The sequence below is a fragment of the Sphingomonas tabacisoli genome (assembly GCF_042678385.1).
GTDB classification, from domain to species: Bacteria; Pseudomonadota; Alphaproteobacteria; order Sphingomonadales; family Sphingomonadaceae; genus Sphingomonas_B; species Sphingomonas_B tabacisoli.
Window position 1 is genome coordinate 1,731,268 of sequence record NZ_JBHUDY010000001.1, and the last position, 24,451, is coordinate 1,755,718.

Annotated in this window: 24 protein-coding genes; 4 read left to right on the forward strand and 20 right to left on the reverse strand. The window is 65.0% G+C overall.

All coding sequences use genetic code 11. The annotated features are described in order from the left end of the window. Window positions 1-67: 67 nt before the first annotated feature. From rseP to rpsB, 8 genes are all read right to left on the reverse strand, one after another. Complete coding sequence (rseP, locus tag ACFSCW_RS08975) at window positions 68-1,192, reverse strand: RIP metalloprotease RseP (protein WP_380888503.1); 1,125 nt, start codon at window positions 1,190-1,192, stop codon at window positions 68-70. Continuing rightward, window positions 1,189-2,349: a 1-deoxy-D-xylulose-5-phosphate reductoisomerase gene (locus ACFSCW_RS08980; protein WP_380888504.1), complete on the reverse strand. Its 1,161-nt coding sequence runs from the start codon at window positions 2,347-2,349 to the stop codon at window positions 1,189-1,191. The genes rseP and ACFSCW_RS08980 overlap by 4 nt, the downstream gene beginning before the upstream one ends. After that, window positions 2,346-3,131 carry a phosphatidate cytidylyltransferase gene (locus tag ACFSCW_RS08985; RefSeq protein ID WP_380888505.1) on the reverse strand — a complete coding sequence of 262 codons (786 nt, stop codon included), beginning with the start codon at window positions 3,129-3,131 and terminating at the stop codon, window positions 2,346-2,348. The genes ACFSCW_RS08980 and ACFSCW_RS08985 overlap by 4 nt, the downstream gene beginning before the upstream one ends. After that, the gene (locus tag ACFSCW_RS08990) at window positions 3,128-3,874 is read right to left on the reverse strand and encodes an isoprenyl transferase (protein WP_380888506.1); all 747 of its coding nucleotides are present in this window, start codon (window positions 3,872-3,874) and stop codon (window positions 3,128-3,130) included. Before ACFSCW_RS08990 ends, ACFSCW_RS08985 begins: the two co-directional genes overlap by 4 nt. After that, a complete protein-coding gene (gene frr / locus ACFSCW_RS08995; RefSeq protein WP_380888507.1) occupies window positions 3,871-4,428 on the reverse strand; it encodes a ribosome recycling factor in 558 nt (185 codons plus the stop codon). The genes ACFSCW_RS08990 and frr overlap by 4 nt, the downstream gene beginning before the upstream one ends. 1 nt (window position 4,429) lies before the next feature. Beyond that, window positions 4,430-5,152 (reverse strand): UMP kinase, encoded by a 723-nt coding sequence (gene pyrH / locus ACFSCW_RS09000; RefSeq protein WP_380888508.1) that lies wholly within the window; start codon window positions 5,150-5,152, stop codon window positions 4,430-4,432. Between the two features lie 198 nt (window positions 5,153-5,350). Continuing rightward, window positions 5,351-6,301: a translation elongation factor Ts gene (tsf, locus tag ACFSCW_RS09005; RefSeq protein ID WP_380888509.1), complete on the reverse strand. Its 951-nt coding sequence runs from the start codon at window positions 6,299-6,301 to the stop codon at window positions 5,351-5,353. Between the two features lie 121 nt (window positions 6,302-6,422). Beyond that, window positions 6,423-7,199, reverse strand: coding sequence for a 30S ribosomal protein S2 (rpsB, locus tag ACFSCW_RS09010; RefSeq protein WP_380888510.1), 777 nt, complete (start codon window positions 7,197-7,199; stop codon window positions 6,423-6,425). Between the two features lie 208 nt (window positions 7,200-7,407). Here rpsB and ACFSCW_RS09015 point away from each other — a divergent pair, with 208 nt between their 5' ends. Then, a complete protein-coding gene (locus ACFSCW_RS09015) occupies window positions 7,408-7,635 on the forward strand; it encodes a hypothetical protein (RefSeq protein WP_380888511.1) in 228 nt (75 codons plus the stop codon). Here the strand turns inward: ACFSCW_RS09015 and ACFSCW_RS09020 are convergent. Continuing rightward, a complete protein-coding gene (locus ACFSCW_RS09020; protein ID WP_380888512.1) occupies window positions 7,568-8,365 on the reverse strand; it encodes a CDP-alcohol phosphatidyltransferase family protein in 798 nt (265 codons plus the stop codon). The genes ACFSCW_RS09015 and ACFSCW_RS09020 overlap by 68 nt on opposite strands. Then, entirely contained in the window at window positions 8,362-9,090 is a 729-nt protein-coding gene (locus ACFSCW_RS09025) for a phosphatidylserine decarboxylase (RefSeq protein ID WP_380888513.1), read from the reverse strand. Before ACFSCW_RS09025 ends, ACFSCW_RS09020 begins: the two co-directional genes overlap by 4 nt. 132 nt (window positions 9,091-9,222) lie before the next feature. Here ACFSCW_RS09025 and ACFSCW_RS09030 point away from each other — a divergent pair, with 132 nt between their 5' ends. Beyond that, window positions 9,223-10,443, forward strand: coding sequence for an NADP-dependent isocitrate dehydrogenase (locus tag ACFSCW_RS09030; RefSeq protein WP_380888514.1), 1,221 nt, complete (start codon window positions 9,223-9,225; stop codon window positions 10,441-10,443). Between the two features lie 86 nt (window positions 10,444-10,529). Beyond that, window positions 10,530-10,802, forward strand: a complete 273-nt coding sequence (locus ACFSCW_RS09035; RefSeq protein ID WP_380888515.1) for a hypothetical protein — start codon at window positions 10,530-10,532, stop codon at window positions 10,800-10,802. 162 nt (window positions 10,803-10,964) lie between these two features. On the opposite strand, the gene glk is transcribed toward ACFSCW_RS09035, so the two are convergent. From glk to ACFSCW_RS09050, 3 genes are read right to left on the reverse strand one after another with little or no spacing between them, the layout of a single operon-like run. Continuing rightward, complete coding sequence (gene glk, locus ACFSCW_RS09040; protein WP_380888516.1) at window positions 10,965-11,918, reverse strand: glucokinase; 954 nt, start codon at window positions 11,916-11,918, stop codon at window positions 10,965-10,967. Window positions 11,919-11,922: 4 nt separating this feature from the next. Beyond that, on the reverse strand, window positions 11,923-14,628 hold the full coding sequence (locus ACFSCW_RS09045) for an adenylate/guanylate cyclase domain-containing protein (RefSeq protein WP_380888517.1): 2,706 nt from the start codon (window positions 14,626-14,628) through the stop codon (window positions 11,923-11,925). A 4-nt stretch (window positions 14,629-14,632) separates the two neighbouring features. Further along, complete coding sequence (locus tag ACFSCW_RS09050) at window positions 14,633-16,399, reverse strand: MBL fold metallo-hydrolase (RefSeq protein ID WP_380888518.1); 1,767 nt, start codon at window positions 16,397-16,399, stop codon at window positions 14,633-14,635. 147 nt (window positions 16,400-16,546) lie between these two features. Between ACFSCW_RS09050 and ACFSCW_RS09055 the strand changes: the two genes are divergently transcribed. After that, window positions 16,547-17,551 carry an endonuclease/exonuclease/phosphatase family protein gene (locus ACFSCW_RS09055; RefSeq protein WP_380888519.1) on the forward strand — a complete coding sequence of 335 codons (1,005 nt, stop codon included), beginning with the start codon at window positions 16,547-16,549 and terminating at the stop codon, window positions 17,549-17,551. Between the two features lie 5 nt (window positions 17,552-17,556). Here the strand turns inward: ACFSCW_RS09055 and ACFSCW_RS09060 are convergent, their stop codons facing one another. The 7 genes from ACFSCW_RS09060 to ACFSCW_RS09090 are packed head-to-tail and all read right to left on the reverse strand — an operon-like array spanning window position 17,557 to window position 24,243. Next, entirely contained in the window at window positions 17,557-17,712 is a 156-nt protein-coding gene (locus tag ACFSCW_RS09060; protein WP_380888520.1) for a hypothetical protein, read from the reverse strand. Then, complete coding sequence (locus ACFSCW_RS09065) at window positions 17,709-18,857, reverse strand: glycosyltransferase (RefSeq protein ID WP_380888521.1); 1,149 nt, start codon at window positions 18,855-18,857, stop codon at window positions 17,709-17,711. Before ACFSCW_RS09065 ends, ACFSCW_RS09060 begins: the two co-directional genes overlap by 4 nt. Then, window positions 18,854-19,366 carry a DUF2141 domain-containing protein gene (locus ACFSCW_RS09070; protein ID WP_380888522.1) on the reverse strand — a complete coding sequence of 171 codons (513 nt, stop codon included), beginning with the start codon at window positions 19,364-19,366 and terminating at the stop codon, window positions 18,854-18,856. The genes ACFSCW_RS09065 and ACFSCW_RS09070 overlap by 4 nt, the downstream gene beginning before the upstream one ends. Continuing rightward, window positions 19,363-20,322, reverse strand: coding sequence for a hypothetical protein (locus ACFSCW_RS09075; RefSeq protein WP_380888523.1), 960 nt, complete (start codon window positions 20,320-20,322; stop codon window positions 19,363-19,365). Before ACFSCW_RS09075 ends, ACFSCW_RS09070 begins: the two co-directional genes overlap by 4 nt. A gap of 1 nt (window position 20,323) precedes the next feature. Continuing rightward, window positions 20,324-21,487: a glycosyltransferase gene (locus ACFSCW_RS09080; RefSeq protein ID WP_380888524.1), complete on the reverse strand. Its 1,164-nt coding sequence runs from the start codon at window positions 21,485-21,487 to the stop codon at window positions 20,324-20,326. Window positions 21,488-21,539: 52 nt separating this feature from the next. Further along, complete coding sequence (locus ACFSCW_RS09085) at window positions 21,540-22,268, reverse strand: DUF2334 domain-containing protein (protein WP_380888525.1); 729 nt, start codon at window positions 22,266-22,268, stop codon at window positions 21,540-21,542. Further along, on the reverse strand, window positions 22,255-24,243 hold the full coding sequence (locus ACFSCW_RS09090) for a TonB-dependent receptor (RefSeq protein WP_380888526.1): 1,989 nt from the start codon (window positions 24,241-24,243) through the stop codon (window positions 22,255-22,257). Before ACFSCW_RS09090 ends, ACFSCW_RS09085 begins: the two co-directional genes overlap by 14 nt. Window positions 24,244-24,451 lie beyond the last annotated feature (208 nt).

A 24,451-nucleotide genomic window follows, 5' to 3' on the forward strand; every position in this document is an offset into this window, starting at 1 on the left:
CACCAGATACCCACCCCGAAATTCTTGGATTGCGTTAAAAAACCGCTCGCGCCCTGCCTGAACCCGCTCAGCCGATCAACCCGCTTAGCCCGCGCCATAGACCGAACGAGGACAAGTCGTTGAACGTCACGAACAGCATCAGCCCCAAAAGGAGCAGCAGACCGGAGCGGAATGCCCATTCCTGCACCTGAGGTTCGACCGGTTTCCGGCGAACGGCCTCGAGTGCGTAGAACAGCAAATGTCCGCCATCCAGCATGGGGACTGGCAAGAGGTTGATGAATCCGAGATTAATCGAGATCAGCGCGACGAAGAACGCGAACGGTCCGATGCCTCCGGCCGCTACCTCCCCAGACACCTGCGCGATTTTCAGCGGTCCGCCCAACTCCTTGGCCGACCGGCTGCCGGTCAAAATTTCACCAAGGCCGTCGGCCATTGCGGCGACGATTTGCCAGCTCTTTTCCGCTCCCAATGCAACGGCCCTGACAGGGTTCACGGAGTCCGCATGCGCCTGGATGCCCAGCACGCCGATCCGCACCTGTTTGCCGTGCTGATCGAGGTCGACCGCCACGCCTGGCGTGAGGTCTTTGGAGAGCTGATCCTCGCCGCGCCGAAGCTCGACCTGGATTGGCTGACCGGGATGCGCCCGCACATAAGCGGACAGCGCCGCGAAGCTGTCGACCGGCTTTCCGTCGACTCGCTGGATAAGGTCGCCCGCTTGCAGCCCAGCCTTCTCGGCGACGGATCCCGGCATGATCCGGCCCGCCATAGGGGCCGTGCCCGGCTCTCCCTGGACGATAAAGAAGCCGGCGATGATCAGGATCGCGAACACGAAGTTGGTCACAGGGCCCGCCGCCACGATCAGCGCTCGCTGCCACACCGGCTTGGCCTGGAAGGTGCGGTTGCGCTCTTCGGCCGGCAGCAGCATCCAGTCCGGATCGGGCTGGCTGGCGGGGTTCATGTCACCGGCAAAGCGGACATAGCCGCCAAGCGGCAGCCAACCGAACTTCCAGCGGGTGCCGCGCTTGTCGGTGACGCCGAACAGCTCGCGGCCGAAGCCGATCGAGAAGGTCTCAGCCTTCACGCCGAACCAGCGGGCGACGAGATAATGGCCAAGTTCGTGCACGAACACGAGCGGGCCGATGACGGCCAGGAACGCGGCAATGGTCAACAACAGACCGGGAGCGTGGGTCAATCGACGAACACCTTCATCGCCTCAGCGGCTTTGTGCCGAGCCTCGCGGTCGATCGCGATCACGTCCTCGATCACGATGGGCGCCTGCGGGTCATAGCGCTCCATCGTCTCTTCCACAATTGCGGCGATATCGAGGAAGGCGATGCGACGGTCGAGAAATGCGGCGACTGCGACTTCGTTCGCGGCATTCAGCACCGCGGGACGCGCCCCGCTGGCGTCGAGCGCCTCGCGGGCGAGCCGCAACGCCGGGAATCGCTCCGGATCGGGCGCGGCGAAGTCGAGTCGGCCGACCGCGGCAAGATCGAGCGGCGCGACCGGCGTCGCCATTCGGTCGGGCCAGGCGAGCGTATAGGCGATCGGCGTACGCATGTCCGGCGAGCCGAGCTGCGCGAGCATCGAACCGTCGACATATTCGACGAGCGAGTGGATCACCGACTGGCGGTGCAGGATGATCTCGATCCGGTCGCTGTCGACAGGGAACAGCCGCGCCGCCTCGATCAGCTCCAGCCCCTTGTTCATCAGCGTAGCAGAATCGATCGAGATCTTGGCGCCCATCGACCAGACCGGATGCGCGACGGCCTGTTCGACGCTGACATTGGCCATTTCCGCCCGGCTCATGTCACGGAACGGCCCGCCCGACGCGGTCAGGACGATGCGCCGCACCCGCTCGGGCCGGGCGAAGTCGAAACATTGGAAGATCGCGTTATGCTCGGAATCGGCGGGCAGGATCGTCGCACCGTGCCGCGCCGCAGCTTCAAGGATCAGTTCGCCGGCGGAGACAAGCGGCTCCTTGTTGGCGAGCACGACGGTGCCGCCCTGCTCCACCGCCGCCATCACCGGCTCCAACCCGGCACAGCCGACGATGGCCGCCATCGTCCATTCGGCGCCAGCTGATGCGGCCTCCAAAACGGCGGCCGGGCCACCCCCGACGCGCGTGTTCGTATCGGCCAGCGCCTCACGGAGTTCCGGCAAGCGGCTCTCGTCCGCGATGACGGCGAGCTTCGCGTTCGTCCGCCGCGCGATTTCGGTCAGCTTGCGCACGTCCGACTTGGCGGTCAGCGCCAGCACGTCGAACTGGTCCGGCGCGCGCTCGATTAGGTCGAGCGTCGAGGTGCCGATCGAGCCGGTCGCGCCAAGAATGGTGACGGTGCGCTTCAAAGCAGCTTGTCCAACAGAATGAGGGCGGCGACAGCGGGCGCCACCGGAACCAGCCCGTCAAGCCTGTCGAGCACGCCGCCATGGCCGGGCAGGATCGTCCCGCTGTCCTTCACGCCGGCCTGCCGCTTCAGCCAGCTCTCATAGAGATCGCCGATCTGCGCGATCACCGCCAGGATCGGGCTGGCAAAGACAAGCTGGATTTCCAGCCCGGCGAAGCGCCAAAGGATCAGCCCCAGCACGAACGCCGCCACGACGCCCCCGATCAGGCCGGCCCAGGTCTTGTTCGGGCTGACGGTGGGGGCAAGCTTGGGGCCGCCGATCGTCCGCCCTGCGAAATAGGCGCCGATATCGGTCGCCCACACCGTCGCGAGGGTCCAGAGCGTCAGCAGCAGGCCGCCTTCCTGCCCGCGCAGGAACAGCAGCGCCAGCGCCGGGAACGCCACATAGGCGATGCCGAACCCCAGCCGCGGCTTGCGGGTGATGATCGTCACGAAAAACGCGGTGCCGACGATCAGCCCCAGCGCAAAGAAGCTCGGCCCCGATGCCAGCGGCGACATGATCGCCAGCGGCACGCAGCCGGCAAACAGGGTCAGCCGCTGCTGCTGCGGATCGGTCTGGACCAGATTGCCCCATTCGGAGAGCATCACCATAGACGCCACCGACGTCAGCACCCACAGCCAGACGCCCCCGCCCCACAGGGCCGCCAGCGCGACGGCGATCAGCACCAGCCCGCTCAGCGTGCGCACCGCCAGATCGGAACCGCCGCGTTTGGGTCCGGTCATAACCCGCCGAAGCGGCGCTCCCGTCGCGAGAAGTCGCCGAGCGCCTCGAGCAGTTCCGCTTCGCCGAAATCCGGCCACAGCGTATCGACGAACAGCAGCTCGGCATAGGCCGATTGCCAGAGCAGGAAGTTCGACAGCCGCCGCTCGCCCGAGGTGCGGATCAGCAGGTCGACCGGCGGTAGGTCAGAGGTATCCAGCTCGGCCGTGATAGCCTCCGCGTCGATGGCGGCAGGCTCGATCTCCCCTGCCCGCGCCCGCTCGGCGAGCTGACGCGCCACCCGTGCAATCTCGTTCTGCGATCCGTAATTGAGCGCGATCACCAGCGTCAGTCCGCGATTGGCGGCGGTGCGCGCGATCGCATCGTCGATCAGCCGCACGACATCGTCTTGGAAGGCGCGATAGTCGCCGATCACGCGGATGCGTACGCCCGCCTCTGCGATCTCGTTCAGGTCGGCGCGGATGAAGTGCCGCAGCAGCCCCATCAGGTCGGAGACTTCCTCCACCGGCCGGCGCCAATTCTCGGACGAGAAGGCGTAGAGCGTCAGCACTTCCAGCCCGATCTCGCCGGCCTTGCGCACGATCCGCCGCACCGCTTCCACGCCGCGGCGGTGGCCGGCGACGCGCGGCAGGCGGCGGGCCTTCGCCCAGCGGCCATTGCCGTCCATGATGATGGCGACATGCCGCGGCAGATCGCCGGCCCCGCTGTCGGGCGCTTGGTCAGGACTGGCCTTAAGCGGAATCACTTGCCCAGGATTTCTTTCTCTTTGGCGTGCGACGCGGCGTCGATCTCGGCGATCGTCGAGTCGGTCAGCTTCTGCACTTCGGTCTCGTGCCGCTTGCGCTCATCCTCGCTGATCTCGTGCTTCTTCTCGTCGGTCTTCAGCGCGTCCATGCCGTCGCGGCGGACGTTGCGCGCGGCGACCCGTGCCTTTTCCGCATATTGCGAAGCGAGCTTGGCGAGTTCCTTGCGGCGCTCCTCGGTCAGATCGGGAATCGGCAGCCGCAGCGTCTGCCCGTCGACGATCGGGTTGAGCCCAAGCCCCGCCGAGCGGATCGCCTTGTCGACCGGCCCCACGTTGGACTTGTCCCACACCTGCACCGACAGCATGCGCGGTTCGGGCGCCGACACGGTCGCGACCTGGTTCAGCGGCATGTTGGCGCCATAGACCTCGACATGCACCGGATCGAGCAAAGTCACTGTCGCGCGGCCGGTGCGCAGGCCTTGCAGGTCGTGCTTCAGGGCTTCGACGGCGCCATGCATGCGGCGCTCCAGGTCGCTCTTGTTATAGGCTGGCATGTCACTCCCCTTCCATCTGGACGATCGTGGCGGTGCCTTCGCCGCTCAGCACCCGCGACAGATTGCCCTGTTCGCGGATGTTGAACACCACGATCGGAATATTGTTGTCGCGGCACAATGCCACGGCGGACGCGTCCATCACTTTCAGATTGTCAGCGAGAACGCGGTCATAACTGATTGTGTTAAAGCGCTTTGCGGTCGCGACCTTCTTCGGATCGGCATCGTAGACGCCGTCCACGGACGTGCCCTTGAACAGCGCGTCGCACTTCAACTCGGCAGCGCGGAGCGCAGCGCCCGAGTCGGTCGTGAAGAACGGGCTGCCGACGCCCGCCGCGAAAATCACCACACGGCCCTTTTCCAGATGTCGCTCGGCCCGCCGGCGGATAAAAGGTTCGCACACCGAAGCCATAGGAATCGCCGACTGCACGCGGGTGTCGACGCCGATCTGCTCCAGCGCGTTCTGCACGGCGAGCGCGTTCATCACGGTCGCCAGCATGCCCATGTAATCGGCTGTCGCGCGCTCGAAGCCCTTGGCGGCTGCGGCGAGACCCCGAAAGATGTTGCCGCCGCCGACAACGACGCAAATCTCGTAACCCTGCGCCTTCACGTCGGCGATCTCGCGGGCCACACGCGCAGTGACGGCAGGGTCGATGGCGTGCCCCTCGCCCATCAACACTTCGCCGGACAGCTTCAGAAGGATTCGGTTGAAGCGAGGGCGAGTCATGATGGTCCGATCGGGAGAAGCTAAGGCGTCTTAGTGAGGGTAAAGGCGCAAGAAAACCCCTCTCCCGCTTGCGGGAGAGGGCGACTCGCGCCTGTGGGCGCGAGCGGGGAGAGGGTTGCGGGGCTCCGCACACAGCCCCTCTCCCGGCTGAGCCTGGCTCAGCCTGCCCTCTCCCCATTAGGGAGAGGGCAAACAGGATCAAGAGACCGGCTCAGCCTTCTTCACGCCGGCCGTCGCCGCGACTTCGGCAGCGAAGTCGCTCTGCTGCTTCTCGATGCCTTCGCCGAGCTGGAAGCGGACGAAGTCCTTGATCGCGATCGATCCGCCCGCGGCCTTGGCTTCCGCCGCAACCACGTCCTGAACCGGAGTCTTGCCGTCGATCACGAACGCCTGGGTCAGCAGCGCATTTTCCTTGCGGAACTTGTCGACCGGACCCTTGACGATCTTCTCGACCACCTCGGGCGGCTTGCCCGCGATCTTGTCGGCGGCCTTTTCCTTGGCGATCGCCGCTTCGCGCTCGATCACCGCAGGGTCGATGCCTTCGCCGGAGAGCGCAAGCGGGTTCGCGGCGGCGATGTGCATCGCGAGCTGCTTGCCCAGCGCTTCCAGCTTGTCGGCCGGTGCGTCGCCCTCGAGAGCGACGAGCACGCCGATCTTGCCCATGCCCGGCGCCGCGGCGTTGTGGACATAGGAGACGACCGCACCCTGGCCGACGCTGACCGATTTGGCGCGACGCAGGTTCTGGTTCTCGCCGATCGTCGCGATGTTCTCGGTGAGCGCTTCCTGCACGCTCTTGCCCGAGGGCATCGCGGCGGCAAGCAGCGCCTCGACATTGTCGCCGGTGTCCAGCGCAAGCTTGGTCACGTCGCGGACGAATGCCTGGAACTGCTCGTTCTTGGCGACGAAGTCGGTCTCGGAGTTGACCTCGACCGCCACGCCCTTGGTGCCCGAAACGGCAACGCCGACCAGACCCTCGGCGGCGGTGCGGCCCGCCTTCTTGCCGGCCGAAGCGAGGCCCTTGGCGCGCAGCCAGTCGATCGCGGCTTCGATGTCGCCGTTCGTCTCGGCCAGCGCCTTTTTGCAGTCCATCATGCCGGCGCCGGAGCGCTCGCGCAGATCCTTCACCATCGCGGCTGTAATTTCCGCCATGTCTATGCTCCTTTTTGAAACTCTATTCCCCTCCATGACTTCGTGGAGGGGTTAGGGGTGGTTCTTTACAGAAGAAGGACCACCCCCAACCCCTCCAGCAAAGGCTGGAGGGGAGAAGTGATTAAGCCGCCGCGGTTTCGTCGGACGATGCCAGCGCTTCCTCGGCCGGCGGTTCGTCCATCGCGCCGATGTCGCGGCCGCGCGCAGCCTGGCCCTGCTGGCCGCCGCGGGTCGCCGCCTGGGCGATCGCGTCGCAGTAAAGGCGGATGGCGCGCGAAGCGTCGTCATTGCCCGGAACCGGGAAGGCGATGCCGTCCGGCGACACGTTCGAATCGAGGATCGCGACGACCGGAATGCCGAGCGTGTTGGCTTCCTTGATCGCCAGCTCTTCCTTGTTGGCGTCGATCACGAACATCACGTCCGGAATGCCGCCCATGTCGCGGATGCCGCCCAGCGACTGCTCGAGCTTGTCGCGCTCACGAGTGAGCTGCAGCACTTCCTTCTTGGTGAGGCCCGCAGTGTCGCCCGCAAGCTGCTCCTCGAGCGCCTTGAAGCGCTTGATCGAGTTGGAGATCGTCTTCCAGTTGGTGAGCATGCCGCCCAGCCAGCGGTGGTTGACGAAATGCTGGCCCGCACGACGCGCGGCTTCCGCGATCGGCTCCTGCGCCTGGCGCTTGGTGCCGACGAACAGCACCTTGCCACCGGCCGCGACCGACGAGCTGATGAAGTCGAGAGCGCGCGCGAAAAGCGGCACGGTCTGCGACAGATCGAGAATGTGCACGCCGTTCCGCTCGCCGTAGATGTACGGCTTCATCTTGGGATTCCAGCGGTGCGTCTGGTGGCCGAAATGCGCGCCCGCTTCGACAAGCGCGTTCAAAGTGACGGAGGGAGCCGCCATAGGATTTTCTCCTTACCCGGTTATACCTCTGGACGGCAGTGATCCCGGCTCGCGCCGAAACACCGGTATGTGCGCCGTCCATGCGGAATGGGCGGCCACTTAGCGACGAAGCGAATCAAAATCAAGCTTGACAGCAGTAGAACAAATCATGAACGTTGGAACCAACAGAGTCACCGACGGTTGGCGCGGTGACCTCAAGGAGGTTCGAATGGCGCAATTGTTTTCGGGCATTGTCTTCACGCTCATCGCGGCCGGCGCGCTGGCGTTTCTCGTTTCGATGCTACGGAGCGAGTGGGATCGCGTGGCGGCGATCCTGGCCGGCGAAGAGCTTGCCCACGCCCGCTCGATCGCGACGCGGCCCGTGCGTGTCAGAGTGCGGAAGAGCTGGCGGGCTCCGGAACGGCGCCGCGTGCAGCCGCTGCGCGCCGCTGCCTGACCTTCGCATAGGACCGCATGCTGAACGGGATCAGCGCAACATAGATCAGTGCGACGACGGTCAGCGTTTCCCATGGCGCCGTGATTAGCGCGCCGCCGAGCAGCGCCACTCCCGCGATGGCTTCCAGCCTGATGGTGCGGCGCAGGCGCAGCGACGACCAGCTATAGGTCGCCACGTTGGAAATCATCAGCACGGCCGTCAGCGCCATCCAGGGTGCGACGATCCAGACCGCACGCAGCGTGTCCTCGCCCGACCATAGCCAGATATAGATCGGTAGCAGCGCCAGCCCCGCCCCGGCCGGTGCGGGCACGCCGGTCAGAAAGCCGGCGGACTTGTGCGGCTTTTCGGCAGCGTCGATCTGCGCGTTGAAGCGGGCAAGGCGCAGCGCGCAGCAGACTGCGTGCGCAAGTGCAAACAACCATCCGTAACGGGGCAGCGCCTGCAGCGACCAGAGATAGAGGATGATCGACGGCGACACGCCGAACGCAATCACGTCCGACAGCGAATCGAGCTCGGCGCCGAACCGGCTCTCTCCCTTCAGCAACCGCGCGATACGGCCGTCCAGCCCATCGAGCACGCCGGCGACGATGATCGAGGCGAGCGCCCGGTCCCACTCGCCGCCGATCGCAAAGCGCACGCCGGTCAGCCCCATGCACAGCGCCAGCGCGGTCACGGCATTGGGCGCGACGGCGCGCAGCGAAATGCCGCGCCGGGGCCGTTCGGGCGTCATTGCGGCAGGCCGCTCGCGACGTCCTGCTCGCCCAGCCTGGCGAGGATGGTCTCTCCGGCGATCGTCCGCTGGCCAAGCGCGACCCGCGGGCTGGTGCCCATCGGTAGATATACGTCGACGCGGCTGCCGAAGCGAATGAGGCCGATGCGCTGCCCGCGTGCGACCGTGTCGCCCGGCTTCACGAACGGCACGATGCGGCGCGCAACCAGCCCCGCGATCTGCGTGAAGGCGATCTTCACGCCGTCCGCGCTTTCCACGAGGAAATGCTGGCGCTCGTTATCCTCGCTCGCCTTGTCGAGATCGGCGTTCAGGAACTTGCCCGAGATATAGACGACTTGGCGGATCGTGCCGGCGATCGGCGACCGATTGATGTGCACGTCGAACACGCTCATGAAGATCGAGACGCGGGTCGTCGGCTGATCGCCCATTTCCGCGGCCAGCTCCCTGGGTGGGGGCACGTTCTGGATCAGCGTGATCAGCCCGTCGGCCGGCGCGATCACCAGCCCCTCCCCTTGCGGCACCGAACGGATCGGATCGCGGAAGAAGGCCGCGACCCAGATCGTCACGGCCGCCATCGGCCAGGCCAGCGTCTCCCACGCGAACCAGGCGAAGATGAGGGTGATCACGGCCGAAATCAGGACGAACTTGCGCCCGTCGGGGTGAACGGAGGGCCAGCGCCATTTTACGGTGGTGGTCGCGACCGGCGGCTTTTCCAATGATGCCATGCGCGTTCCTTAGGCAGCGTCTCCCGCAGACACAATGATCGAGCCCGCGCATCGCTCCCGCTCCGGTTGACAGGCCGGGCGCTTGCCGTAGGGAGCATCCCCAAAATCGCAGCTCCAGGGAAGACCGCTGAAATGGCCAAGATCAAGGTAAAAACCCCCGTCGTCGAGCTCGACGGCGACGAGATGACCCGGATCATCTGGGCCTGGATCCGCGAGCGGCTCATCCTTCCCTATCTCGATATCGATCTCGAATATTATGACCTCGGCGTCGAGAAGCGCGACGAGACCGAGGACAAGATCACCGTCGAATCCGCGCGCGCGATCAAGAAATACGGCGTCGGCGTGAAGTGCGCGACGATCACGCCCGACGAAGCGCGGGTGAAGGAGTTCAACCTCAAGAAGATGTGGAAGTCGCCGAACGGCACGATCCGCAACATCCTGGGCGGCGTCGTCTTCCGCGAGCCGATCGTGATCAAGAACGTGCCCCGGCTGGTGCCGGGCTGGACCGATCCCATCGTCGTCGGCCGCCATGCCTTCGGCGACCAGTACAAGGCGACCGACTTCCGCGTGCCCGGCCCCGGCAAGCTGCGCATGGTGTTCGAAGGCGACGACGGCACCGTGATCGACGAGGAGGTTTTCCAATTTCCCTCCTCGGGCGTCGCGATGGGCATGTACAATCTGGACGATTCGATCCGCGACTTCGCCCGCGCCTCGCTGAACTACGGCATCCTGCGCGAATGGCCGGTCTATCTCTCGACCAAGAACACGATCCTCAAGGCCTATGACGGGCGCTTCAAGGACATCTTCCAGGACGTCTACGAGAACGAGTTCAAGCCGCAGTTCGAAAAGCTCGGCATCGTCTACGAGCATCGCCTGATCGACGACATGGTCGCCTCGGCACTCAAGTGGAGCGGCAAGTTCGTCTGGGCCTGCAAGAATTACGACGGCGACGTGCAGTCGGACTCGGTGGCGCAGGGCTTCGGCTCGCTGGGCCTGATGACCTCGGTGCTGCTCTCCCCCGACGGCAAGACGGTCGAGGCTGAGGCCGCACACGGCACCGTTACGCGCCACTACCGTATGCACCAGCAGGGCAAGGCTACTTCGACCAACCCGATCGCCTCGATCTTCGCCTGGACCGGCGGCCTCAAATATCGCGGCCGCTTCGACAATACGCCCGACGTCACCCGTTTTGCCGAGACGTTGGAGCGGGTCTGCATCGAGACCGTCGAAAATGGCGCAATGACCAAGGATCTCGCCATCCTGATCGGCCCCGATCAGCCCTGGATGACCACCGAGCAATTCTTCGAGGCGATCCGCGCCAATCTCGAAAAGGCGATGGCCAACTGGAGCTGATTGGAGGAGTATTCGTTCGTGATGCGCGGCGCTGGGAACAGCCCGCGCACCTCGCCGGTTCAGTGCCTTGAGGAAGGGGACGGCGAATGACGGATGAAGACACCGAAAACGGCCTGCTTTTCATCAAGCCCGCGGAAGTCGCGTACGGGCGCGTCGTCATCACGCCCGGCGGAGAACTGCCCTACAAAGTTGTGTTCCGGCTCGGCGAGACCGTGTTGTCCGAGCATCCCGTGCCCACGGTGCGCGAGGGCGAGGCGCTGATCCGCAGCCGGCTCCACGAAATCCAGTTCACTACCCGGCAAGAGCGCCCGCACCCCGACGCGCCGCCCAGGCGTGATCATTTGTCGTCGGTCGAGTGATTCCGGCGCGACAGGTTGAGACAATTTTAACCTTCGCTCGACATAGTTTGGTGACAGCTTGTCGCGATAAGCTGTGTCGACGCAGCGATCTCACCCCCCGCTGTGACATGACTCCCTGAGATAAGGGCCCCGCTTTCCAACCCCTGGAGCGGGGCTCTTTTTTTACGCGCGGTGCTGAGCGGCAAACGCTGCGGCGGCGCCGAGCAGGCCCGGTTGCGGGTGCGTGATGAGCTTGACCGGCAGCGCATCCATGAGGCGCTCGAAACGCCCCTTGTTGCGGAATCGGCGGCCGAAACCCGAGCTGGGCAGCCGATCGGCGAGCCTGAGCCCAAGTCCGCCCGCGATCACGACGCCGGCGGCGCCTTGAGCAAGCGCGAAGTCGCCAGCGGCCGCGCCCAGGATCTCGCAATAGCGGTCGAGCGTCTGGACGGCGCTTTCATCGGTTCCGGATAGCGCGCTCTGCCACAGCGCACGGTCGTCGACCCGAGCGTCATCGCCCGTGATCACGGCATGAATTTCGGTCAGGCCAACGCCGCAGATAACGCGCTCGAGCGACACGCGTCCGAACCGGGTGCGAAGGCGTCCGAGAAGCCTGTCCTCCAGTTCATCGCCGGGCGCGAAACAGACATGCCCGCCTTCCGTCGCAATCACGCGATCGCCTGCCGCTTCGCGCAAGAGCATCGCGACGCCCAACCCCGTGCCCGGCCCGACGATGCTGATGACGCCTTCGCGCGGAAGCGGCACTTCGGGACCGCAGATATACCGCAGGTCAGCATTGCCGCAGACCGAGACGGCATGAGCGACTGCCGCGAAGTCGTTGATCAGGATCGCGCGGTCGACGCCCAGCTCATGGGCCAACTCCGCTGGCCGAAGCACCCATTTGTTGTTGGTGAGCTTGATCGCGTGGCCCGTCACGGGCGCGGCGATTGCGATCGATACGGCCGAGGGCAAGGCACCGCCGGATTGCCGCGCGAACGCCTTCCACGCCTCCGCAAGACCGGAATAGTCGCCGGTCTTGAGCACGGTTTCCGGCCCGAGCGAGACGCCGCTCTGCTCCACCCTCGCCGGTGCAAAACGCGCGTGCGTGCCGCCGATATCGATCGCGATGAGATCCATCAGGCTATTTCGACGTGAGGGACCAGACGCCGTCCCAATCGTCGGGCGGCGGCGCTTTGGCGAACTGTTCGCAACGGCTGACGTAGATGGTAGACGGGCCATCATCGGGGACGATCTTCAAAGCAGCCTTGAATGCTTTGTCGGCCGTGGTCCAGCAACGCGCGCGGTAGGCAGCAATCCCCTGCCCATATTCTCCGATCATATCATCCAGCGCGCCGTTCATTTGTTCTCGGCAATGATCGAGCGACTCGTAAACGGCAACCGGGAAATCCTTACCCTTCACGCGGATCAGATCGATTTCGCGCGTAAGTATCGGCCGGGTAAGCCGTTCCCGTGTGAAGTCGGAGATGAGGATGCTCGTCCCGTAGAACTTGTTCGCGCCTTCAAGCCGGGATGCAAGGTTCACATTGTCGCCGATGACGGTGTATTCCATCCGCTTGGCCGAGCCGATGTTGCCCACGATCACGTCACCAGTGCTGACGCCGATGCCGACCTTTAACGGCTGCCGGTCCTGCTTCGCGCGCTTCGCGTTCAGCTTGGCTAGGCACATCAGCATACGGTTGGCGGCGGCGAGCGCATTGTCGGCATCGGTCGGGCCGACGAACGGCGCGCCGAACAGCGCCATCATCGCGTCGCCTATGTATTTGTCGAGGATGCCGTCATTCTCCAGAATGACGTCCACCATCTCGGTGAAATACTCGTTGAGCATCGCGACCGTCTCGCGCGCGCCAAGGGTTTCCGCGATGGTGGTGAAGCCGCGCACGTCGGAGAACAGCACCGAAACCATCTGGTCACGTCCGCCGAGCACATCTTCGCCAGCCTGGAGCAACTGATCGGCGACTTCCTTCGACATATAGCGTGCCATTGTCGAGCGGACGCGCTTCTCAGCAGTGATGTCCTCCATTACCAGCATCGAGCCGATCCGCGCGTCGTTGGCATCGATCAGCGGCGCGGCAGACAGGTTGACCGACGCCGGCACATCGGTCGCGCGAACCAGCTCTGCATCGACGGCAAGCTGCGTCTCGCCGACGCGCGCCGAGCGGTCGAGCTTCTCGATCACCCAGCGGTTGCTGCCCGCGAACACGTCCGACGCTGCTTTCCCCGCCAGGCTTTCGCGGACGCCCAGAATATCCTGGGCCGCACTGTTGGCAGTGACGATCGTGCCTTCGGCATCCAACGTGATGAAGCCGTTCGACGTGCTTTCTAGAATGCTTTCGTTATAGTTCTTCATGCTGAGCACGTCGTCGAACAGCTTGGCGTTCTCCAGGCTGACCGCGATCTGCGCCGAGAAGGCGCGCAACCGGGCCTCGTCCTTTTCGGAAAAGCAGCCCGCGCCCTTCTTGTTCAGCACCTGGGTGACGCCGATCCGGCCGCCATGCTTGTTGACGATCGGCTGGCAGAGGATGCTCCGCGTCGTGAAACCGGTGCGCAGGTCGACACTCTGGTCGAAGCGCGGATCCGCATAGGGATCGGCGATGTTCTCGGCCTTGCCGCTCGCGAACACCGCGCCCGCGATGCCGCGATTGGAAGGCAAGCGGATCTCGGTGATCGAGTCCCCTTCCGCAAACACCGAATAAAGCTCGTCGGTCTTGGGATCGTGCAGGAAGAGCGTCGAACGCTCCGCGTTCAGCAGCTCGGTGGTTGCGCGCATGATGCGCGCGATCAGTACGTCGAGCTGCAGCTCGCCGGACAGATCGTGGCTGATTTCCAGGATGCGCTGCTCTTCACGCAGAGAGTCAAGCATGTGCTGGAAGCCATGGAAAATATCGGCATATTCGTCAGTCGAAAACACTTCGAGACGGACGTCGTTCAATCGGCCGCTTTCGACGAGCCGCATGCTGTCGATCAGGCGCATGGCCGATCGCGACACTTCCTGCGCGGTCAGCAGCGCCATCATCACCGAGCCCAGGCCGCAGGCGAAGACGATGCCGACCATCCAGGTGTAGAACGGCCACATCATCGTCGACGAGGCGGTGACGCCTACGCTCGCGAACATGCGCTCGACCTTGAACACCATCGAAGCGGCGAAAAAGATCAACGGCAGCGTAGTGACGAAGATGGCGAGGTAGAGCAGCTTGCTCTTCAACCTGACCGCGATCAGCCCCTGCCGATATTCCTGCGGCAGCGTGCCGCCGAGCGCCTGACTCAGCCGCACGATCACCGGCTCCATCGCGCGGCTGACCGCAAAATATTCGAAAATCGCGTGAGTCGGCGAGGCGAAGAACAGCGTCATCGCGCAGAAGGCGAAGATTTGCCATTGCGCGAAGCCTGCGCCGAACAGCCAGGTCGCCGCGCTGGGGATCAGATACACGAGCACCGTCACCAGCGGCCCGTGCAGGAACGTCACCCGCAGGAACGACAGGTAAGGAAGGTTCAACGCGCGGACGAGACCGTTGGCAAGCAACGGTTCGGGCGCGTCTCCGCCCCGCTGAAGCGCGCGCAGCGCCTTCAGCACCGGCTGGGCATGGCGATTGAGCAGCCAGACGTCGGCCAGATTGTAAATCGCGACCGCAATCGGCAGCATCAGCAGGATGACCAGCCATTGATAGCCGGTCATTTCCAGGCCGAGCAGCACCAGCGTCAGCGTGATGACGACCGCGGCCGCACAACCGCCTTGGTAAATCCAGATCAGGCGCCACAGCAGCGCCCGCGCCTCGTCGGGCGCGCCCTCGCGTGTTCGTTTAAAAAGGCCCGGATTAAGCGCGTTCATCGCGTCACGCGGCCTTCCGCTCCGCGCCCCAGAGCTCCGACTCGACTGCCGAGGCGACGTCGCGCAACAGCGCCTTCTCGTCGTCGGACAGGTTCCGCGGACGCACGTCGAGAATACACAGCGTGCCGACCCGCTGACCTTCGGGCGAGTGCAGCACGGAGCCGGCATAGAAGCGGATCCGCGGGCCGTCGGAGACCATCGGGTTGTCGCGGAAACGGTCGTCCTGCAGCGCGTCGGGCACGATCAGCATGTCGTCGTTCGACACGATCGCATGCGCACAAAAGCTCGTCTCACGCGAGCTTTCGCAGACATCGGTGCCGAAACAGGACTTGAACCACTGGCGGTCGGCATCGACCAGGCTGACGAGCGCGATCGGCACTTTGAACAAGGCCGAGGCAATCCGCGTATGGCGGTCGAACCGCTCTTCGGGGGCGGTGTCGAGAATCCCGAGACGTTTCAGCGCCGCCACCCGTTCCGTCTCGTCATCCGGAATGGGCGGACGCGCCCAGTGGCACTCCGCGCGCATCAGCCAGGTGCGGATGCGGGTGCGGGCATATTCGACCGACCAGGGCTCCTCCAGTCGGTCCGAGAAGCAGCCCGTGGGGGCCCCCACGCCACCCAGGATGACGCATGGGACTTGCCCTTCCGTCACCCCGCAGACGTCCTGCAGCTCCGGCCCCATCGCTTCGTCGGCGACCATAATCATGGATGGGTCGAGCGCCGCGGCGTCGGACATGGCGTGCGAGGCATCAAGGCTCAGCAACTCGACTGGCTCGGACGCGACAGCGCGCGCAACCTTGTCGGTGGTCTCCGCATCGCAGCCGATCAGCAGCAGCCGAGCGTTTTCCTGCGCCGGTCCTTTCCTGATCGCGCTTGCCGTGTTCGGCGTCGCCGCGTCGCCCTGTGTCTCCTTGGTGCCGATTTCGAGGATCAGCCCTTCATAGGCCGCAATCACTTGCGGCCCGTCCGGATCGGCGCGATGGGCGATATCGGCGAGGTATTCGTCGATCTGGTCGTCGGTCCGTGCCGGATCGTGATGCGTGAGCGCGATCTGCCGCGCGCGCGCCGCCTTGGCGATCGAGACGGCGTATTCGACCGTGCTGTGGCCCCAGCCCTGCTTCGCCTGATATTCGGGCGCGACATATTGGGCGTCGTGGATGATCAGGTCGACGCCCTCCATGAACTCGGCATGGGCCAGATCCTCACCCTCGATCGTCCCCTCGCCCATCGCGAGCTCCCGCGAATGGGGTTCGTGATCGCAGGAATAGGCGAAGCTTCCGCCGTCCCCCTCGATCCGGAAAGCGAGCGTCAGCGCCGGATGGTTGAGGTAGCGCGTCCGGATCGTCAGATCGTCGATCGTAAAGCTGCCCTCGCCCAGATTATGGTAGCGGACATTCGCGCCGAACGCTTCGGTCGAGACTGGGAAGTAGGTATATTCCATCTGCCCGGCGAGCGTGTCCTTCAGTGATTCGCCAAAGCCCTGCGGCGCGTAAATGTCCCAGGCATGGCCCGGCACGAAGAGCGGTGCGAAGAACGGGATGCCCTGGATATGGTCCCAATGGGTATGGCTGATCAGCACATGCCCGCGTGAAGGCGTGCCCTCTCGCATGATCGCCTGGCCCAGTTCGTGGGCGCCTGTTCCGCAATCGATCACCAGCCGCGTACCGGCCGCCGATCGCACCTCGACGCATGAGGTATTGCCGCCGAACCTGACCGTTTTCGGCCCCGGCTTCGCCAGCGATCCCCGCGTTCCCCAGAATCGTATCTGCAACGCCTGACATCCCCCTGAACTATGTTGGGGATGTGACCCCTTCCGGCCGAGCTTGTCCAGAGACGACGCCCAAGAAATTCGACCGTCGAACTGCGGATCAACATGATCTGCGGCGTCTCAGCAACAATCGATCCCGAGGCATGCCAAATGAAGAGAGCGTTCGCTGCGTCCGCCCTGTTGATGTTGCTCGCCCCCCGTTGGGGCGCTGCTCAACCGCTTCCGGCCGCAGCCGATCCGAACGAGCCGCTGAGCGTGCTGACCTACAACGTGCATGGCCTGCCCTGGCCGATCGTCGAGGAGCGATCCGACGAACTGGCCGCGATCGGTGCGAAGCTCGCCGAGCTGCGCAAACACGGCGCGCAACCCAGTGTCGTGCTGCTCCAGGAAGCGTTCACCGATTCCGCGGCCCAAATCGGGCGCGAGGCCGGCTATCGCTATAGCGCCAACGGCCCCATGCCCGATGAGCACGATCCGGTCGCGATGCAGCCGTCCGATCGTGTTCTCGCCGCCGCCGCGAACCCGCTCAAGGGTGAGACCGAGGGCAAGTGGGAAAGCAGCGGGCTGCGCATCTTTTCCGATTTTCCGATCGTGGCGATCAGCCGCATGGCCTATCCATCGTTCGCCTGCGCGGGGTTCGACTGCCTTGCCAACAAGGGCGTGCTACTGGTCACCTTGTCGGTGCCGGGACGCGGCCTAGTGCAAGTCGCGACCACGCACCTCAACTCGCGGGCGGCTTCCGGCGTGCCGGACGCACGATCGATCGTCGCGTATCGCCGGCAGGTGGACGTACTCGACCATTTCATTCGCCGCCACGCCGATCCGGCTTTGCCGTTGATCGTCGCCGGGGACTTCAATGTCGGAGACGCGCCGGGACGGCGCCCTGCGCTGCTGGAGCGCGCTGAAAGCTGGAAAACCCTTGAGGGCGGCGTTGGCGGCGAAGGGTTGCGGGCTTGTGTTGCCGATGGGCAAGTCGATCATCTGCGCGACGCATCGGAGATCATCCGGCGCTCACGTGATTTCCAGTTCTTTTATTCAGGCAAGCGAGCCACGCTCACGGCCGAGAGTGCCAATATCCCATTCGGGCGAGGACCTAACGGTTCGATGCTGTCAGATCACATCGGCTTCAGCATAACCTACAAGATTGCCGGCTGATCGCCTTAGCCGTTGCGGGTCGCCCAGAGCAGGAAGCGGGCGACCGAAACCAGGCACGACGAATTGGCCCGCACGCGTTTCCGCTGGACGGGCACGGCCTTACTGACTGGCACCGGCTGAGGGTCCACCTTGATGGGAGCAAGGGCGACGGATGCCTTCATGCCGCTGCCTTCACCCGCGCGATCGCTTCGTAGGCGCCAAACAGCTCGGCGAAGTGATCGTCCATCACGCGCGCGGGCTGCAACGGAACCACGGTGCCCCGGCCCAACGACAGGATCGCCTCTGCAGCGTCGCGTGCGGAGCCAGACCGATAGCGGCGGTCCACGGCGCTCGTCGCCTGATCGCCAGCGCCGCCTTCTTCCGGGACGATCAGCGGCAGGCCGGATGCCTTCGCTTCGGCGGCCGCGATGCAATAGGTTTCCGCCTCGCAGCCGTGGATCAGCGCGTCGGCGCTGGCGAGCATCCGGGCGAGGAGTGCCCGATCGCGGATTGCGCCCGCAAGCCGGACATGCGGGTTCTCGCCGATTAGCCGCTGCAGCTTTGGAGCTTCATTGCCCTCGCCGATCAGCACAAGGCCGACAGGCGCCCGGCAACCGGCAGCCATCACTGCCTCGACGACCATCGCCCAACGCTTTTCCGCCGATAGTCGTCCCAGCGCGACCAGCAGCGTCGCGTCCGGCGGCAGGCTGCAGCTCGCCAACATTTGCTCGCGAAGCTCCGCATCGCGAAGCTTCGGCGAGAAGACGCCCGGATCGACGCCCATCGGGATCGTCGTCACTTGCCGAAGGCCGCCGTCCTTCAGGCGCCGCGACAGGCCTGGGCTGGCGCTGACGATCATGTCGTAGTGCTGATCGAGCGTCAGCAGATGCTGCCAATACCAGCCGAAATAGCGATCGATCGTGGGCCGCGCCGCGATGTTTCCGAACCAGCGATAGGCATAGGCGGAAAGCGGATCGGCATGCATGATCAGCGCGCGCGGGGCCGCCCCCTGCCAATCCGCCACATAGCGCGCGCTCCGCCAAGGCGACGACGCCTCGACGAAATCGGGCCGCTCCTCGTCCAGCGCAGCGTGAAGGGCCTTCTGGTCGTCGAAATATCGGTATTTACGATCGAGGGGGAACGTCGGCGCGGCCAGCCAGCGGATGCGCGCGTTCCCGCCGCGGCGTTCGACCGAATCCATTTCGCCGGGCGCGATCACGGTGATGTCGTGGCCCAGGCGCAAGGCCGCTTTCAGCTTGCGTTCCACATAGGTTCGCACGCCCCCGCCTTGCGGCGCATAGAACGCGCTCACATCCACGATCTTCATGATTTCCCCCGTATCGGCCCGAACGACAGCAACCCCTGCCGATAGTTCATTCGGACGTTGATATGCGTCACCCCATAACCCACGCGCGCCGTCGCCTGGCTTGCGTGCGGCTTGCGCCAGCCGAGCTTCGGATCCCCCGGAAAGCCGATGCCGTCGACCGACAGGCCGAATTTCCGGTTACCGTCGCGGTCGTGCAGCACTGAGAGCGCATAAGCCCCCGGTGCCGGCGCCCGGATGCAGACCTCGACCGGCCCGGCCTCCGGCACACGCGTCTCGGCCCGGCGGAAGACCTTGCCGGTGCCGATCAGCAGATTGTCGTCGGCCAGAAAGTCGGTGTCATTGGCCGGATAAAGCTCGACCCGCGCCAGCCCCGCGCGATCCTTTAATCCGGTCAGCGTCACCATGAACGCCGGCCCCGGCTCGTCCGGACGACAACGTCCCTCGGCGATCCCCAGATTGGGCGTCGAGCGCGGCAACGCCGCGGCAGCAAAGGCCAACGATAGGATCACTTGCGCGTCCAGCGCACCATGTCGGCGCCAAGCACTGCAGCGCCGACCGCGACGTGCGCCGCCACGGTCAGCGACGCGATCATTGCCATGAGCGTGGCGATCTCCACGTCATGGCCCATCAGCAGAACGGAGAGCCCGGCGAACACCAGGTCCTTGTTGGGAAGCAGCGGCAAGCGCGAGAGCAGCAGGCGCAGCGCCGACAGGAGCACCCAAAGCTCGAGCGGCTGCCCCGGAAGCACGAAGTGCCACATCAGCGCCGACAGGTAGGTTTTGAGCGCGAGCCGGACGAAGTGAACCGCCGCGACGAACCAGAGATCGCCATTCGACAGGCCGAACAAACGCCGCCGGAACACCATCATGCCGAGCGAGGAAACCAGCACGGCTGCGATCGAAACGGCGAAGGTCGGACCGCTCAGGCCCAGATGCAGCGTGCCGAGTGCCGGATAGGCAGCGGCCAGCATCAGTAGGGTGACAACGTTGCCGACCAGCGCCGACAGGATCGCAACGTCCTTGATCGCGCCGAACGGTGCGCTGGTCAGCCCTGCCCGTGCGCGCGCCCAGGTGTAGAAATAGGCCTCGCCGATATAGCCGAGCACCAGCTCGTTGCCGACGAATTTGCGGGTGAGCGCGATCAGGCCGTCGGCGGGGATTCGCCACAGGCGACGGAAGATCACCCAGTCGGCGACTGGCGCCGTCGCATACCAGAGCGCGAACACGATCCAAAAGGCAGGGCGGCTCGGAATGTCCGCGATCACTTGACGTGCATCGAGCGTGCGGAGCTGCCAAAGAACGGCGATCAGCAATCCGAACGTAATGGCCCGCCCGGCCCACACAGCCGGCCGCGCGGCGACCGAGCGAGCAATGACGTTGGGATCGGGGAGAACGGGAGCTTGCGGGGGCGGAGCAAGCGCTGCGCCGCCGTCGCGTCCGGCGATGTTCAGATCTGAAAGATACACGTCAACCCCGCATGTTGCCTGGCTGAGACGCCGTAAACCCCCCGCCGCCCCAGCTCAAACCCGTCTGAGCCACCAATATTTCAAATAGGGCGACATAGTTGGGGGCGGCGCGCTCGACCGTAAAGCGGTCGACCATTGCCCGCGCTTCATTTGCGCAGGCATGAACAGGCGTCTGCATCGCTTCCGCCAGTCGTTCCAGATCGCGGGGCGGGATCAGACGTCCGAGCCGGCCATCGTCCACAAGCTCCGGCATTGAAGTGCTGCAATCGGTGGCGACCACCGGCACTCCTGCCGCCATCGCTTCGATCACCACCGCAGGAAGGCCCTCATAATCGGACGAGAGCACGAAGATGTCGCTTGTGGCCAGCCACTCTCCGGTCGCTTCGATATGCCCGGGCAGCAGCACACGCTCGCGCAAGCCAAGTTCTGCCACAAGATTTTCGAGCGCGACCCGCTCCGGCCCCTCGCCGAGGATCGCCAGCCGATCTTCGGGTGCTGCAATCTTTGAGAATGCCCGGATCAGCAGCAGGAAATTCTTCTGCGGGACCAGCCGGCCAATCGCCAGATAGCGTTTTCCGTTGCTCGTGCGTGCGCCCCTTGGTGCCGCCAACGCGGCAGCTTCCGCGCGAGACAGAGCGGGGTTGGCGATGACGCTCACTCGATCGCCCGACACTTTCATCATGTCCTTGATCTCGTCCCGCATCGCCGAAGAGAGAGCGACGAAGCGGTCGATCAGCCGGCCCTGCAGCCGGCACCAGATGCGGTACCAGAAACGTGCGAAAGGCCCGAGATCGGGCCGCCGCAAATCGTTGCTGACTTTCAACACGATCGGAGGACAGGAGCGGCCAAGCAACAGCTTCAGCAGAGCGCCGATCACCGCATAGCTGTTACCGGGGCAGAAGATCAGATCGGGGCGCGAGTGCCGGATGCGGCCGGGAAGCTTGGCCAGCATCCATAGGGTCTCGAACGCGGCCGTCGTGATCATGCCCTGCTGGAGCACGTCGAAGTCCAGGCCTTGCGCAAGGTCGGGACGCGGTCGCTCGTCACGACCTAGGACCAGATGGAGCCTGACGCCGGCCGAGCGCCAGGCGCGCGCGAGACGAAGGGCGACGCGCTCGACACCTCCCGGCTCGAAGCTGTGAAGCGGTACAAGGATACGCAGCATGCCGGGCAAAGACGCCGCGGCGGCGCCTTAGCCCCAGCTTGCTTGATTGGAGTTAGAGCAAATCGCGATAGGCCGCAGGTGTGTGCGACCGGGCGAAGCTTCGCAGCGTTCGGTCGATGCTCGCCATCAGGCTGGGAACGCCGGTATCGCCCGGATGCAGCGCAACGCGCACCACCCGTTGTGGCTTCAGTCCGACCCGCGCAAAAGCGGCAAAGGCAAGCGAGCTCGCGATCCGCGATCGGCTTCGGCTGGCCCAGCTGATTACCGGCCCTTTGGCGAAGATCGCGCCATCGGACGGGCGCCAGACCCGTAAATGATCCTCGGCCATCGGCATGTCGAGCGCACGAAGCGCCTCGCGCGCTCCGGCGCCGTATAGCCACGCCGGGGCGACGAAGCCGGCGACGGGTCGCCCGATCGTATCTTCGATCAGCACCCGCCCCTCGCGCATGCGCCGCGTTGCTTCGGCAGCGTCGAGGCTCAGGAACTCGCCCTCGCCCGCTGTCATGTGCCGGCCTTTGAAACCCTTCGGTGCATCGTCGCGGTGCCGCCAGCCATGCACGAACATCTCGATGCCGGCATCGGCCCAGCTTCGAAGCCGCCGCTGGAACGCCGGGTTGTCGGCAATGGGCGCCTGATCCCAATGGTCTGGCACGACCAGCATGGCGAGCTGCGCCGAGCCGGTCGCCTTGAGCGTCGCCTCGATCAGCCGGTCAACCTGCGTCTCGAACCGTGGACTGACGTCATGGATCGAGGTGAGGAGCAGTCGCCTAGAAATGGGCATCGAAGCCGATCCTGATGGTCCGCGGCCGCAGAGGCGTGATCTGAAGCCCCTGATCGACCGTAAACGGGTTGCCGTAGGAAAAACGGTTCGCGCGAGTATCAAAGAGATTATCAACCGAAATCCGCACCCCGCGCGCATCATTGCCGATGCGGGCCTCGGCTGCACCCAACGCATAGCGGCCTTGCGGCAGATTGAGCGGGTCGCTCACGCCAAGGAACGATCGCCCGACATAGCGCACCGACGCTTGGGCGGAGAGGCCAAGGTCGCTTCCGAGCTTTCGATCGTAACGCACCGCCGCCCGCCCGCCCGTCTCTGCGATATTGGGGAAATTGCGTTCGAGTTCAGCGGAACCGCCGGCGGAAAGCTGGTCTAGCTGCGCCCAATTGAGGAACAGGGCAGCGTCGATCGCCAGCGCGCGAATGGGACGCCAGGTGGTTGCTGCCTCGATCCCGTCGACCCGCCCATTACCGATGTTGCTCGTGAACGGCAGTCCGGTCGCGTCGATCAGATCGGCCTGGATACGTTTCCACCTCGTCCGCGAATAGGTGACGGAGCCACTCAGGTTATCGGTGTCCGCATCGCCGGCCCTGACACCGGCTTCGAGCGTCCAGACGCTGTCCGATTTGAACTTTTGGGCGCTGGTCGGGCCGGTGATCGACAACCCGCCGGGGCGAAACCCTTCCTGATAGTGCGCGAACACCAGCCAGCCGGGCGCAGGCTTCCAGCCGAGCGCGGCTTTAGGCAGGAAACGCCAATTTCGCCGCTTCGGCTCCGATTTCTCAGGCACGCGAACGCCCAGCACTCGCCCTTTGGCCTCATCATAATTGCCGCGCGCGCCGAGCGTCAGGCTCACCCTGGACAGCAGCGGCACCGTGATCTCGCCGAACAGGGCGGCCTCGCGCTCCATGTTGCGAACGCCTGTCAGCGGTATGGGGGCGCTCACCGGTCCAAGTTGTCGGCGCACCGTCGTCGTGCTGACGAGCCCCGACAGCCCGAGCAACCAGTGCAGGCGATGCGGATCGCCGCCGGCTAGGCGCGTTTCGTGGCTGAGAAGCGACAATCCCAGATCCTCGATGAAGATCGCCGGCACGCCGAAGCGCGAGGTCGCGTCGAACTGGGTCTCAAGCTCTTGCCGGACAAACCCGGTTGAGGACGTGAGTTGAGCGCCCCAAAGCGGCGCCCGTACCGTGACATAGCCCAGCCGAAAGTCATTATCGAACGGCTGCGAGATTGCCGATCGCCGCGTATAGGGAGGCAGGCCAAGTTCGGCGTATTGGCCATCTTTGCTCTCCAGATTCTGGAACACGCCGCCCGCTTCGAGAGAGATTGCCGCGCCAGGGTCGTAACGGACTGCGAGCCTTGCCCCGTAGCTGACGGTCCGGTTCACATCGGTGCGATTGCGCTGAATATCGTCGATATAGCCGGGATTGATGACGCCATAGCCGACCGCGCGGACCGCCACGTCCGACCCGATGGGCAGGTTCGCCATCGCCGCCGCATCACCGCCGGTATCGCCCCGCGCGCTGCGCTGGATGCCGCCTTCGGCCGCTCCCTCGAACTCACCAAGCTTGGGCCCATTCGGGATCAGCCGGATGATCCCGCCGATCGAAGCGCTGCCGTAGAGCGTGCCCTGCGGTCCTTCCAGCACCTCGACGCTGTTCATGTCGTAAAGGTTGAGGTTGGGATCGGGCGCCGCATAATTCAGCCGGACCTCGCCGAAATATTGCGCCACCGTCGCCGGCGTTGGGCCGTTGAAGCTGCTGTCGGCGATGCCGCGCACGAACAGCTTGTTGCGTCCCGGCCCGAGGTTTGTCGAAGAGAGCGAGGGCGTGCGGCCGATCAGAGCAGCGCTGCTGTCGGCGTCGCCATTGGCGCCGCCGAGACCATTGAGCGAGAGCCGCACGGCAGAGCCCGGATAGTCGGATAGGAGCACGCTTTCCTTGCTCGCCGCCACCACGATGTCACCACCCGGCATCTGAGCGGCCGGGACACGCTGGCGTCTGGGGATTGTTGGCCTTGAAACCGTGGGGGTGGCCCGCGGGCGAAGCCGCCAGACATTCGGTCCGACCGCTACCGCCTCGAGCTGAGTGCGTCCCAACAGCTTCTGAAGCGCCGCTTCCACGCTCATTCGGCCGCGCACCGCCGGGGAGCGCGCGGACGGTATAGCCCCTTCCGTTCCGATC